General features: G+C 55.5%; 8 protein-coding genes. 4 read left to right on the plus strand and 4 right to left on the minus strand.

Annotated elements, in window-relative coordinates:
* Positions 1-54 precede the first annotated feature (54 nt).
* Together ABUK12_RS01595 and ABUK12_RS01600 are read left to right on the plus strand one after the other, a co-directional pair.
* A complete protein-coding gene (locus ABUK12_RS01595; protein WP_410016795.1) occupies positions 55-999 on the plus strand; it encodes a FecCD family ABC transporter permease in 945 nt (314 codons plus the stop codon).
* On the plus strand, positions 999-1,769 hold the full coding sequence (locus ABUK12_RS01600) for an ABC transporter ATP-binding protein (protein ID WP_410016796.1): 771 nt from the start codon (positions 999-1,001) through the stop codon (positions 1,767-1,769). Before ABUK12_RS01595 ends, ABUK12_RS01600 begins: the two co-directional genes overlap by 1 nt.
* A gap of 47 nt (positions 1,770-1,816) precedes the next feature.
* Here ABUK12_RS01600 and ABUK12_RS01605 read toward each other — a convergent pair whose 3' ends face one another.
* Both ABUK12_RS01605 and ABUK12_RS01610 read right to left on the minus strand, forming a co-directional pair.
* Positions 1,817-2,551 (minus strand): substrate-binding domain-containing protein, encoded by a 735-nt coding sequence (locus tag ABUK12_RS01605; protein ID WP_410014640.1) that lies wholly within the window; start codon positions 2,549-2,551, stop codon positions 1,817-1,819.
* Between the two features lie 24 nt (positions 2,552-2,575).
* Entirely contained in the window at positions 2,576-6,343 is a 3,768-nt protein-coding gene (locus tag ABUK12_RS01610) for a hypothetical protein (RefSeq protein WP_410014641.1), read from the minus strand.
* A gap of 348 nt (positions 6,344-6,691) precedes the next feature.
* Between ABUK12_RS01610 and maeB the strand changes: the two genes are divergently transcribed.
* The gene (gene maeB, locus ABUK12_RS01615) at positions 6,692-8,971 is read left to right on the plus strand and encodes an NADP-dependent oxaloacetate-decarboxylating malate dehydrogenase (RefSeq protein ID WP_410014642.1); all 2,280 of its coding nucleotides are present in this window, start codon (positions 6,692-6,694) and stop codon (positions 8,969-8,971) included.
* Positions 8,972-9,009: 38 nt separating this feature from the next.
* On the opposite strand, the gene ABUK12_RS01620 is transcribed toward maeB, so the two are convergent.
* Together ABUK12_RS01620 and ABUK12_RS01625 are read right to left on the minus strand one after the other, a co-directional pair.
* A complete protein-coding gene (locus ABUK12_RS01620) occupies positions 9,010-9,723 on the minus strand; it encodes a response regulator (RefSeq protein WP_410014643.1) in 714 nt (237 codons plus the stop codon).
* The gene (locus ABUK12_RS01625) at positions 9,713-11,359 is read right to left on the minus strand and encodes an ATP-binding protein (protein ID WP_410014644.1); all 1,647 of its coding nucleotides are present in this window, start codon (positions 11,357-11,359) and stop codon (positions 9,713-9,715) included. Before ABUK12_RS01625 ends, ABUK12_RS01620 begins: the two co-directional genes overlap by 11 nt.
* Positions 11,360-11,775: 416 nt before the next feature.
* Here ABUK12_RS01625 and ABUK12_RS01630 point away from each other — a divergent pair, with 416 nt between their 5' ends.
* Positions 11,776-13,146 (plus strand): 2-hydroxycarboxylate transporter family protein, encoded by a 1,371-nt coding sequence (locus ABUK12_RS01630; protein ID WP_410014645.1) that lies wholly within the window; start codon positions 11,776-11,778, stop codon positions 13,144-13,146.
* Positions 13,147-13,155: the final 9 nt, after the last annotated feature.

The following is a 13,155-nucleotide window of genomic DNA, read 5'->3' on the forward strand; positions in this document are numbered from 1 at the left end:
AAGCCAGAGCTTAGCGCCGCGGCCCCCTGGCTGCTGGCGGTGCTGACGATCGCCATGGTTTTCCTGTCCCTGGGCATCGGGCAGTTCAGCCTGTCGCCCCTGCGCGTCATGCAGCAACTGGCCCATCCCCTGCAGCCGGGAACATTGGACTACCAGGTTATCTGGACCATCCGTATGCCGCGCATCCTTACCGCCTGCCTGGCGGGCGGGGCGCTGGCGCTGTGCGGCGCCGCGTTGCAGGGGGTATTCCATAATCCGCTGGTGGATCCCCATATTATCGGCGTCAGCGCGGGCGCCGCGTTTGGCGGCACCCTGGCTATCCTGCTTGGCCTCGCGCCGCTGCTGCTGATGGCCTCCACCTTTTTCTTCGGCCTGCTGGCGCTGCTGCTGGTGTATATGATTGCCGCCACCCTGGGGCGCGAAAACCGGCTGATGCTGATCCTGGCGGGCATTATCCTGGGCGGCTTTTTTGCCGCGCTGGTCAGCCTGCTGCAATATCTGGCCGATACCGAGGAAAAGCTGCCGAGTATCGTATTTTGGCTGTTGGGCAGCTTCGCCACCGCCAGCTGGCATAAGTTGCTGATGCTGTTCGCGCCGGTACTGGGCGCGGGTACGCTGCTGTATCGCCTGCGCTGGCGCATCAATATTCTTTCCCTGGGCGACGACGATGCGCGCGCGCTGGGCATGGCGGTGGTTAACCTGCGGCGCCTGGTCTTGGTGCTGTGCGCGCTGCTGACGGCGGCGCAGGTGGCGGTCAGCGGCAGTATAGGCTGGATTGGGCTGGTGATCCCGCACCTTGCGCGCATGCTGGTGGGCGCCGATCACCGGCGCCTGTTGCCCACGGCGTTCTGGCTCGGCGGCGCCTTTATGGTGCTGGTGGACGATGTGGCGCGTACGCTAAGCCAGGCCGAAATCCCTCTGGGCATTATTACCGCGCTGCTCGGCGCGCCGCTGTTTGCCTGGCTGCTGATCCGCGACAGCCGCGGGAGAACGCAATGATCGGCGCTACGCTCAATGCCCGGGGCCTGGCATTCGGTCATGGGGAGCCGTTATTCCGGCCGCTGGACTTCGCCTGCGCGCCCGGCGAGATCTGCGCCGTCCTTGGCGCCAACGGGCGCGGCAAGAGCACGTTGCTGCATACCCTGGTCGGTATTCTGCCCGCGCTGAGCGGCGATATCCGCTGCCACGGCGGTATTGGTTTTGTCCCGCAGCGTTTTACGCCGGCCTTTTCCTACCGGGTGTTTGATATCGTGCTGATGGGACGGGCGGGCCACGTCGGGCTGTTGCAGATGCCCTCGCGCCGGGACGAAGCCATGGCCCGTGAGGCGCTGGAGATGCTGGGAATCGCGGCGCTGGCGCCGCGCGCCTACCTGTCGCTGTCGGGCGGACAGCAGCAACTGGTGCTGATCGCCAGGGCGTTGGCGACCCACAGCGATTTGCTGGTGCTGGATGAACCCATGGCGGCGCTGGATTTGTTTAACCAGCAGGCGGTGATGCGCCTGATCCGCCGGCTGGCCCGCCGCCATGGCGTCAGCGTGCTGTTTACCACCCACGATCCCTGCCATGCGTCGCTGCTGGCCGATAATACCGTGCTGCTGTTGCCGGAGCGGGAGTGGCTGCACGGCGCCTCGCGTACGGTATTAAGCGAAGAAAACCTGAAACGCGCCTACGATATCGTGGTCAAGGGGATAGATATTGATGACCGGGGCCGGCAACATCGGGTCCTGGCTCCGCTGTTTGACCTGCGCGGGCCGGATGCGGCGTCATAAGATTGCGCCAAGCGGGCGCTATGGCGATTGTCTCGCCTGCGTCGCGCTCAGGACAAGGGGGCGCAGGGGGACAGGAATCCGGCTTGGCGCAAAAAAAACTGCCCCGGCGCCGAAAGAATAAAGTCCGCGAGCGCGCGGGCCGGCGCCGAACGCAGCGCCAGGGCATAGGTGGCGAAGACATTATGGCAGTCCGGGATAACGACCACCCGCAGCGTCGGATCCTGTTCAAGCCTTGGCGCGTAATGCGCGTAGCCGATAAAGATATCGGCCAGCCCACGGCGGATAATCCACCCGGCGGCCAGCTCGCCCGCGGGAATGGGCGCGGTATCCGCGCCGCCCACCAGCGGCCGGGCGCGCTGTTTCAGAGGGGCCGCGCCGGTATGCAACAGGGCGGCGGCGGTATTGAACAATTGCCAGGCGTAGTCGCCGGAAGGATCGCAGCCTGGCGTGGAGGTGCCGATAACCAACCCGGGATCGCTCAACAGCGCCAGCCAGTCGGCGCCGTCGGTGCGCGGTCCGCGTTTTACCGTCAGGCACAACCGGTTGCGGGCAAAGGGCCGGACCTCCAGCGCCAACCCCTTTTCCCGCAGCCGGGCGGGATGGCCGGTATTGGCCGAGGCGAACAGATCGCAGTGCTCGCCCGCCTCGATGCGCCGGGACAGCAGGCCGGCGGGGCCGAACTCCACCGTCACCTGTTGGCCGGCAACGGTACGGTAACGGGCCAGCAGCGGCGTTAGCGCCGGGCGCAGGCTGCCGGCGGCCAATACAATCAATGGTGACATGGTTTTCCCGTTAATAGGCTTGCTTTATGTAGCATCTGGATCGCTATTATATATGCTATTCATGGCCATTCGGTAAATAAAAGAAACCATAGCGTCTAACCTTATATTATCTGGCATTAGCGCAGCCGCCCTTTTGTTTTTTGGCTTGATATAATCATAATCAAAAGGCTTATTCTCAGCTATATCAGTAAGAAATCTTGCTATAAAATCGGCATTATCCATGACAGCATTTGCTTTCAACATCGGATCCCTAAGCAGCAGTTCACGAATCTGCTGCTTACCCAGGGCCATGTTACCGCGATCGTAATTGAATGCCCTGGCAAAATCATCCTCAATATTAACGTAGTTTGTACAGCGGTTGTTTAGCGCATCATCAAAACTCTCCATAAACTCACTGGCATCTCCCACTCTGCTGGTAGAGGGTGATATCAAGAAATCTAATGAACCGGAATGGTGGGAAACTTCATGCAGCACGGTGTGGCGGGGCAGGGTGCTCAGGGGCTGCGCGGCATAAAAATTATCAACCATAATGATTACCCTGCTTTTTATATCGTCCGCATAAGTAAATCCCATGGGACTTTGGGCGCGATATGCGTAGGGGCGCGCCGATGTGGAGCAAGTGGCGAAAATGATGCTTTGTTTGGTGGTTTCGAAATACTTTACAATCTGTTCGGTGTGATATCTCAGCCTGGTCATGGCCTGGAAAATAATGGACGGATCATCGGTTTTCAAAACCTTTGATAAATAACATTTTATTGGATTTTTTTCAGGATATTGCATAATGCCTTCCGGCAGTGTCATCGTTGTCCTATGGAACTTGTCCTTAACAAACGCCGCATGGCTATGGGCTCGATCCACTTCCTGAATAAATTGATTGATATGGTTTCTCAGCAAAGAAAATTCCGCTGGAATTTTTAAGATATCTTCTCCATAACCAAACTGGTAAGTTGTCGGCGAAGCATAATGCTGCTTAATAGCATCGGCAATATCGCGGGTATGGTCGAATTTATACGGATAAAGTTCAGCATAGAATCGGTTCATCGGCGCCATAAACGTGGAACGGTCGGGTATGCCAGCCAGATCAACCAATGGGTTGTCGGCCCATGCGGGCTGAGGTGGGTGCCCGTGGTTATTATTAAACATAAATTGAAGCTTTTGCTGTTCTTGTCCCCCGCCAGCCAGGATTCCCGATTTAGATTGCGCGGTGTGCTCTCTTACCGGCGACGATAGCGGTTTTCCCTCATTGAGCCTGACAGGTGGTGGTATGCTCTTTTTCATTTCCGCGAATTTCAGTTTATCAACGAGTTTATCAAACTGGTTTTTTTTGCCATATTGTTCAAAATGTTTAATTAATTTTCTTAGGGAATGGCTGCTTATGGCGGACAATATGTCAACGCCAGGATCAGCGGCCTTGAGGGTACCTATTAGCAGAGAAGTGCTTTCTTTACCGGTTGGCAGCCTGATGTGATGGATAACTTGAGCGCCCGCCGACTTCAGGGTGTTTTTAGTCAGCGCATTACCAGCAAACACCATTTGGCTTTTACTCAACCCTTTGATAATACTGGCGCCAAATTTTTGGCTCACATCGGCTATTTTCGCAGTCACGGTAAAAAACGCCACAGCGTCCAGCAAACAGGCGGGAACGGCTTTTTCAAGGTCGTGTTTCATCGCACCATCAACACAGTCATAAAAGGGGATGATATTTTTTGCCACAGCCCATATTTTTTGCAGGTCAGAGAGCGTATATCCCGACTGATAAAGGGCATTATAGAATGTCTCCCGGTGGCTGTTTGTCATAAAAACAGTCAAGCCGTCGTTGGTTTGGTCCTCATTTTTGATGACGCTTTTTTCAGCCTCTCCGTTAAAATAGGCAATAAGCGGATGTAAATTACTGTATTCTTTTCTGCCATCATGAGGCAGATGCTGGTCAAACCGCATAATGTGATAACCAATGCCGATTTTCCCCTTCATGGCATAATAGCGTTTTTCACCGCTGAGGCTCACTGAAAAAACATCCGCTTCTTTGATATTATCAAAATCATAGTGGCCAGCGCCATTATCCCGCATGGCGGGAATAAGTGCGTTAGCCTTTAAGAAGGGTATTATCCGCAGGCGATGAATGATGGCGTGGTCTGCTAAAATAAAGTCACGGTCGGTTTTTTCTACTGAACCAAGCGCATTTTTGATCAGGATTTCATCCCACTCGGAATAACGGTCTGCGACAATATTGGTGTGCTTTTCATACTCATTATCAAGGCTTTCCGGCGCTGTTTTACAGGGAACAAAGACGTTGTTTAAATAGGCTTCTTTGGCGTGCTTTTTGCCTTCACTGTTTCTCTGTTCAAGGGTCATCGCCGGATTGACCATGATGGTCATAGGAAAAACAGTGTCGCGCGGGCAACGGTCAATGATACTGTCGGCAAGCTGCCCCCGCGTTAGCCATTGTTCTACGGCTTTCTTAAAGCGGTTGATTTTGTTGTCGAGGTCCTCGAGCGCGTTCCTTACCTGGACTCTGTGCGCCCGGTATTCGTCCAGCGCCCTGGCCCGCAGTAGCAACGGATTTGACTCCTCCTCGGCAATGAATTTCCCAGGATGGTTAACGGCCTGGAAGAGCAGGGCGGGCAGCGAGTAGTATTTAAGCATATCCGCGCTGACGCCGTCGCGCAGCGCAATATCCCATAATAGCGCGCCGGTTTTTACCACCTCGCGCCAATGGGTTTCCCCCAGGTTTATGCCGTTTTCATATAAAAATAATGAGCCGGAGAACAGCGAGGCGAATTCAAAATCATCCAGGGATAAGCGTTTTACCTGTGGGTCACGACCATAATAAGTCAATAGGGGGATGTGTTTGCATACCTCGCTGTCCCATTTGTTTTTTAATATCGCCTGGTCCGTTTCAGTCAAGATATTAAAATCCACTTTCCCTTCCGCTTGTAAGCCCTCAGAGGAAAGCAAGTACCTTATGCTGTCGATGGTAAACATAAAAGGGTAGCTGGCGTTAGCGACACTTATCGCCATTGCCATATCGGGTGATGTTCCCAGTATATTGTCGCAAAGCCACTGCCCGATGACTGAGCCGGCTTGTTCCGATGATAATGTGTCGTTCTTATGGGCGTCATAAAAATTGGCGGCGTTCAGCAGCAGCCGGGCGATAGATTTTTTATCCTTCGGCTCCGCGAAAGATAGGTATTTGGCAACCGCGGCGGTTATCTCCTCCTTACTGAATTCATGCGGTTTCTTACCTTTATCCAGATAATGGTTTTTCTTGAGAAATCGAATAATTTGTTTGTTCTTATTGTGCAATTCGGCTGCGAACGCCCCGTCCCCGCGCGTCGTAACATGGCCGCGATAGGGGTTAAGTCCGCGTGATGACGATGCTGTATCCTCCGGCAACGTTGCAAGCGGCATAAGCCTATTCAGGTCTGTACTGTTTAGCGCACCCAACGCTAACGGGTAAGGAAGAAGATTGTCCCGCACGCCGGCGCCTGCCAGGCCGCCGTCGATATTTCCCGACCGCCAGCGAAGAAAAGAGCCGTAAGCACAGGTCGCGCCGCCCAGAACGGCAACGCCCGCGAGCCAGATCTTCCAGTAAGACCTGGTTTGGCCGGCCGGCCGGCGGGTATCCGACGGTAATTTCAGGGCAACCTGTTCAGAGGAACAGGAGGCAACGTCAAGACGGTGTGAAAATGCCGTTTTCCCAGGCACAGGGCTTTTCTGTGCCTGATCCGCTTGGGGAACGGACTGATAAGGACCAGAACAGGGAGGTGAAGTGAGCGGAAGTCCTTTTTGCATGGGTGTATTCCTCAAAGCGAAACACGAAGAGGTATACATATTAGTTGTCCCGGGTAAAACAGTACGGCAACGGGATATCGCCGGACGGGTTAGGGGACCCGGCGGACAGGTGGAATTGCGCGCCGGGGTGTTGATCATGCCTTTCCGCCAATATGTTTTGGTTATGCTACCCTGAAGGGAAATAGATAATGAAAAAGTGTTTTATTTTCTGGACGTGATACGTGTCTCATAATGTTATGCAGACTATGCCTTGCTTCATAGTTTGACTGTGCGCGCTCTTTATACTAGAGGGGATCTAACGTCGAACCATTCCTTTACAAGTCTTAAGAGAATACAAGGGATCCTACAATGGACGAACAGCTAAAACAAAGCGCTTTGGATTTTCATCAGTTCCCGCAGCCCGGCAAGATCCAGGTTTCCCCGACCAAACCCTTGGCCACCCAGCACGATCTGGCGCTGGCCTATTCGCCGGGCGTCGCGGCGCCATGCCTGGAGATCGCCCGGGATCCGCTGGCCGCGTTTAAATATACCGCGCGCGGCAACCTGGTGGCGGTTATCTCCAACGGCACCGCGGTGCTGGGCTTGGGGAATATCGGCGCCCTGGCCGGCAAACCGGTGATGGAAGGCAAGGGCGTTTTGTTTAAGAAGTTTTCCGGCATCGATGTGTTTGATATCGAGGTGGATGAGCTGGATCCCGATAAGCTTATCGAGGTGATCGCCGCCCTGGAGCCGACCTTCGGCGGCATCAACCTGGAGGATATCAAGGCGCCGGAATGTTTTTATATCGAGAAAAAACTGCGTGAACGCATGAAAATCCCGGTATTCCACGACGATCAGCATGGCACCGCCATCATCTGCACCGCCGCGGTATTGAACGGCCTGCGGGTGGTGGAAAAGAATATGAGCGACGTCAAGCTGGTGGTCTCCGGCGCCGGCGCCGCCTCCATCGCCTGCCTGAACCTGCTGGTGGCGCTGGGGCTGCAGCGTCATAATATCGTCGTTTGCGATTCGCGCGGCGTGATCTTCGAGGGCCGGGAAGAGAACATGGCGGAAACCAAGGCCGCCTACGCCATCAAGGATAACGGCATGCGCAGCCTGGCGGACGCCATCCCCGGCGCCGATATCTTTTTGGGCTGCTCAGGCCCCGGCGTGCTGACCCAGGCTATGGTGAAGACCATGGGGCCGCGGCCGCTGATTCTGGCGCTGGCCAATCCCGAGCCGGAAATTCTGCCGCCGCTGGCGAAGGCGGTGCGCCCCGATGCCATTATCTGTACCGGCCGCTCCGACTATCCCAATCAGGTCAATAACGTACTTTGCTTCCCGTTTATTTTTCGCGGCGCGCTGGACGTGGGCGCCACCACCATCAATGAGGAAATGAAGCTGGCCTGCGTGCGCGCCATCGCCGATCTGGCGCTGGCCGAGCAAAGCGATGTGGTGGCTTCCGCTTACGGCGACCAGGACGTGTCGTTCGGGCCGGAATACATCATTCCCAAACCCTTCGACCCGCGGCTGATTGTCAAGATTGCGCCGGCGGTGGCGCGCGCGGCGATGGACTCCGGCGTGGCGACCCGTCCCATCAAGGATTTCGACGCTTATACCGAAAAACTGACCGAATTCGTCTATAAAACCAATCTGTTTATGCGGCCGATTTTCGCCCAGGCGCGCAAACAGCTGAAACGCGTGGTGCTGGCGGAAGGGGAGGAGGAACGCGTACTGCGCGCCACCCAGGAAATGGTCACCATGAAGCTGGCGCTGCCGATCCTGATCGGCCGCCCGAGCGTTATCGAGATGCGCTTGCAAAAGCTGGGCCTGCAGATTATCGCCGGCAAGGATTTTGAAGTGGTGAACAATGAATCCGACCCGCGTTTTAAGGAGTACTGGGGCGAATATTACCAGATCATGAAACGCCAGGGCGTCTCGCCCGAGCAGGCGCAGCGGGCGCTGATCGGCAATCCGTCGCTGATAGCCGCCATTATGGTGCGGCGCGGCGAGGCCGACGCGATGATCTGCGGCACCGTCGGCAGTTATCAAGAGCACTTTGCGGTGGTGGAATCGGTCTTCGGCTATCGCGAGGGCGTGCATGTGGCCGGCGCGATGAACGCGCTGCTGCTGCCCAGCGGCAATACCTTTATCGCCGATACCTATGTCAATGACGACCCGACGCCGGAGCAACTGGCGGAAATTACCCTGATGGCGGCCGAGACGGTGCGGCGGTTCGGCATCGAGCCCAAGGTGGCGTTGCTGTCGCACTCCAGTTTCGGCAGTTCGGATTGCCCGGCGGCGCGCAAGATGCGCAAGACCCTGCAATTGGTCAACCAGATGGCGCCCGATTTGGAAATTGACGGCGAGATGCACGGCGACGCGGCGCTGGTGGAAAGCATTCGCCGCGACCTGATGCCGGACAGCCCGCTCAAGGGCGCGGCCAACATCCTGATCATGCCCAATATGGAGGCCGCGCGCATCAGCTATAACCTGCTGCGGGTGTCCTCTTCCGAAGGCGTTACCGTCGGGCCGGTGCTGATGGGGGTGGCGAAACCGGTGCATATCCTCACGCCGGTGGCCTCGGTGCGGCGTATCGTCAATATGGTGGCGCTGGCGGTGGTGGAGGCGCAGACGGAACCATTGTAACCCCGCGGTATCGACGGGCCCGGCGCGCCATGGCTATGCTACTGCGCGCCGGGTTGCGCGTCCGGCGGCGCGCGGCGATATAAGCGCCGCGGATGACCGATATTGCCATAGCGCATTTCCACGCCGAGGAACCCGGTGTCAACGCAATATTCCAGATAGCGGCGAGCGGTGGTTTTGCTCAGCCCGGTGCGGCCGACGATATCGTCAACCGAAAGTAAATCACTGTCACCGGCGCTGAATATCTGCTTTACCAGACCGAGGGTATTTTCCTCGATGCCTTTGCTGCCGGCCTCCTGACTGAAGGTTTTCGACTGGAGCTGGTAGAGGATATCGACATTTTGCTGATCCACCACCTTAAACGCCCGCTGAGTCAAAGCAAACTGGATAAAACGTTCCAGGGAATGACGCAGGCGCTTCCAGGATACCGGTTTCAGAATATAGTCGAACGCGCCGCAGCGGATGGCCTGGCTGCAGGTGTTCATGTCGCTGGCGGCGGTAATGAAAATCACCGAGCACTCAAGCCCGCGCAGCAGTTCGCTGTCGATAAGCGAGATACCCTGGCCGTCGGGGAGATAATTATCCAGCAATATCAGCCGGGGACGTTTTTGCAGCAGCTGTTCGCGCGCTTCTTTCAACGTACCGGCAACGCCCACCAGCCGGAGCTTGTCGTGGTTATCGATAAAATCGGCATGCAGCCGCGCCAGTGAGCTTTCATCTTCAACAATAAGCACGTCAAAAATTTCAGGTTGCATAATAAGGTTCATCCGGGGTGAGGGGGCCCACCGTGGTCGCAAGGCTGGTTACGGGTATAAATACGGAAAATACCGTCCCGTAGGGTTGGTTGGCGGAGACTTCTATCGCGCCGCCGGCGTGGTGGACGTAGCTGGCGACCAGATGCAGGCCCAGGCCATGGTCGCCATGAAGTTTGGTGGTCACGCCAAACGTAAAGATGCGTTCGACGTTGTCCTGCGCGATGCCGATACCCTGATCGGCGATTTCAATCACCAGTTCCCGGTCGCCGCCAACGATATAGACTTCGATCGGGTAATGCTCGCCCTCGCGCTGCAGGGTCGCTTCAATGGCGTTGTCGAGGATATTGCCGACCACCGACATTAATTCGGTGTCGCGCAGGCGGGGAGGAATGCGGGTTAAATGACAGGCCGGGTCGAACAGCAACTGCACGCCTTTTTCGCGGGCGCCGGCATATTTTCCCAGCAGCAGGCCGCACAGCGCCGGCGAGCAGAACCGCGCGGAGATGAAATCGAGAATTTCCTGGGCGCTTTCCGATTGTGCTTCAATATAATGGATGGCTTCGTCGTAACGTTTCATATGCAGCAAACCGGCAAGCGTGGCGGTCCAGTTCAGCTGTTCATGCCGCAGGATGCGCAGGTTGTCGGCATAACGTTTCACCTGGCTGAGTTGAATGCTCAGGCTATCGATATCCTTTTGGTCGCGGAAACTGATCACCCACCCCTGCAACTTGCCTTCCAGCATGATCCTTACCCGGCTGGCGATAACCGTGACGTCGTTGAACAGGCATATTTCGTCATGGGTGTCGCCGGCCAGCATGGTGTGTTCAGCGAGGAAAGCGATGGGTTTAATTACCGCCGACAAAGGGCGGCCGCGCAGTTCGCGCGAGGTGGCCGACAGGGATAATAATAATTTTGCCGCCCGGTTAATTTGCGCAATCCTGTATTCTTTATCAATGGCTATCACCCCTTCGAAGATCGATTCCAGCAGCGCCTTTTGCTGGCGCACCAATAAACCGATTTCCCGCGGCTCCAGTGAGAACATTTGCTTTTTCATGGTATTGGAAAACCACCATGAAAAGATAAACAACGCCAGCAGCAACAGTAATGCCACCAGCAGTATGTTAACCAATTTTCCGGTGCTAAGGGTGTCGATATGCGTTTTCAAATAGCCAATGGAGACGATGCCGATAATATTATTATGCTTGTCGAAAATAGGCGCTTTGCTGCGCAGGGATATGCCCAGACCGCCTTTACGAATGGAGATAATATTTTTCCCCGCCAGCACTTCGCTATTATCCCCGCCGATCATCGACTTGCCCACCTGCTCCGGATAACGCGAATGATACAAATGCAGCCCCTGCTGGTCGCCGATAACGATATAACTGGCGTCGCTGCGCTGGGCCAAGGTGTCCATCAGGGCGGCGATTGCGGCTATATCCTTGATTTTGACCGCGTCTATCAGCGATGGGATCATGGCGATTTCCCGCGCCTGCACCTGGGCCCGCGCACCGATTTCCGCATACAGTTGTTTATCGAGATCGTAGTAATAATAAATACCTATCAGCGTAAGCAGCAGCGAGAAAAAAACGATAAGGCTTATAAAAAGCTTTATATGGAATGAGATTCTCACGCGCATAATATACTTCGGCCATAGGAAGAATGATTACCTGATAATTCAGCTTATCATGATTGAAAAAGGCTGTAAGGGGCTGCCCCGCAAAATGTGATCGCAAACACAGCCTGGCAATGCTTTAGCCTTCCTCGTCCCGCGATTAAAAATAGCATCAGGTAAATATAATACATTCCCATCACCTTTCATTAACATATACCCTTGCCGGGAATTAAAACCATTAAAACACTAAAAACCATTAACGCCATAGACGCCATTAAAACTTCATGGCGTTAAATTGAATCTATTGATTGTACATGAAATAATTAAAACCATTAAAATCTTAAATGCCTTTAAAATAGCGGTTTTAATTTGAATGCAATCACATATTTCATGCGTACTGGTCTTTATTATGCCTGCACTAATTGATAAAGGGGCAGATAATGAGCACGACAGATGATTCATATATTGTTGTCGCGGATACAACACACGCAAAAAAAATTTCCGCAAAGGAAAAATGGTGGCATATCCTGGACACCTGGAAAGTAGGTATTATTCCCCTGCCGCTATTTTTATTGGCCGGGGCGCTGATCGGCATTGATTGCCTGAGCGGGAAATTACCCAGCGATATCGTGGTAATGGTGGCCACGCTGGCATTTTTTGGCTTCGCCTGCGGTGAATTCGGCAAACGACTGCCGATTATCGGTAAAATGGGGGCCGCCGCCATCTGTGCCACCTTTATTCCTTCGGCGCTGGTGCATTACGGGTTATTACCCGATGTCGTGGTCGCTTCCACCACCGCGTTTTTTAAAACCACCAATATTCTTTATCTCTATATTTGCTGCATTATTGTCGGCAGCATCATGAGCATGAACCGGCGCACGCTGATCCAGGGATTCCTGCGCATTTTTTTCCCGATGCTGTGCGGCGAAGTGGCAGGCATGCTGGTGGGCATGGGCGTCGGGCTGATGCTCGGCCTGCCGCCGTTCCAGATTTTCTTTTTCCTGATCCTGCCCATCATGGCCGGCGGCGTCGGCGAGGGCGCCATTCCGCTCTCCATCGGCTACGCCGCGCTGTTGCACATGGAGCAGGGAGTGGCGCTTGGCCGCATCCTGCCGATTGTGATGCTCGGCGGCCTGACCGCCATTGTGATTGCCGGCTGCCTTAACCGCGTGGGCAAGCGTTATCCCCACCTCACCGGCGAAGGCAACCTGATGCCCACCAGGCCCGGCGCGCAAGACGCCGCCGACGCGGAACCGGCCCAGGCCGCCGCCGGTAAAACCGACGTGACCACCATTGCCGCCGGCGCGCTGCTGGCCGTGCTGCTCTATATGGTGGGCATGCTGGGCTATAAGCTTATCGGCCTGCCGGCGCCGGTGGGCATGCTGTTTATCGCGGTGCTGATCAAACTGGCCCACGGCGTATCGCCGCGCATGCTGGAAGGCTCGCAGGTGGTATATAAATTCTTCCAGACATCGGTGACCTATCCGATCCTGTTTGCCGTGGGCGTGGCCATCACCCCCTGGCAAGAGCTGGTCAACGCCTTCACCCTGACCAACCTGCTGGTGATAGTCAGCACCGTCGGCACCCTGGTCGGCACCGGTTTCCTGGTGGGCAAAAAAATCGGCATGCACCCCATCGACGTGGCCATCGTCTCCTGTTGCCAGAGCGGGCAGGGCGGCACCGGTGACGTGGCCATCCTCACCGCCGGCAACCGCATGGCGCTGATGCCGTTCGCCCAGATTGCCACCCGCATCGGCGGTGCCATCAATGTCTCGGTCGCGTTGCTGGTCTTGGGCAATTTTATTCTCTAAACCGGCGCC

The organism is Sodalis sp. C49 (assembly GCF_046352915.1).
Classification (GTDB): Bacteria; Pseudomonadota; Gammaproteobacteria; order Enterobacterales; family Enterobacteriaceae; genus Acerihabitans.

Coding starts and splice junctions, on each gene's coding strand:
- ABUK12_RS01595 (WP_410016795.1), top strand. CDS start 55: ATGGTTTTCCTGTCCCTGGGCATCGGGCAGTTCAGCCTGTCGCCCCTG.
- ABUK12_RS01605 (WP_410014640.1), bottom strand. CDS start 2,551: ATGTCACCATTGATTGTATTGGCCGCCGGCAGCCTGCGCCCGGCGCTA.
- ABUK12_RS01610 (WP_410014641.1), bottom strand. CDS start 6,343: ATGCAAAAAGGACTTCCGCTCACTTCACCTCCCTGTTCTGGTCCTTAT.
- maeB (WP_410014642.1), top strand. CDS start 6,692: ATGGACGAACAGCTAAAACAAAGCGCTTTGGATTTTCATCAGTTCCCG.
- ABUK12_RS01620 (WP_410014643.1), bottom strand. CDS start 9,723: ATGCAACCTGAAATTTTTGACGTGCTTATTGTTGAAGATGAAAGCTCA.
- ABUK12_RS01625 (WP_410014644.1), bottom strand. CDS start 11,359: ATGCGCGTGAGAATCTCATTCCATATAAAGCTTTTTATAAGCCTTATC.
- ABUK12_RS01630 (WP_410014645.1), top strand. CDS start 11,776: ATGAGCACGACAGATGATTCATATATTGTTGTCGCGGATACAACACAC.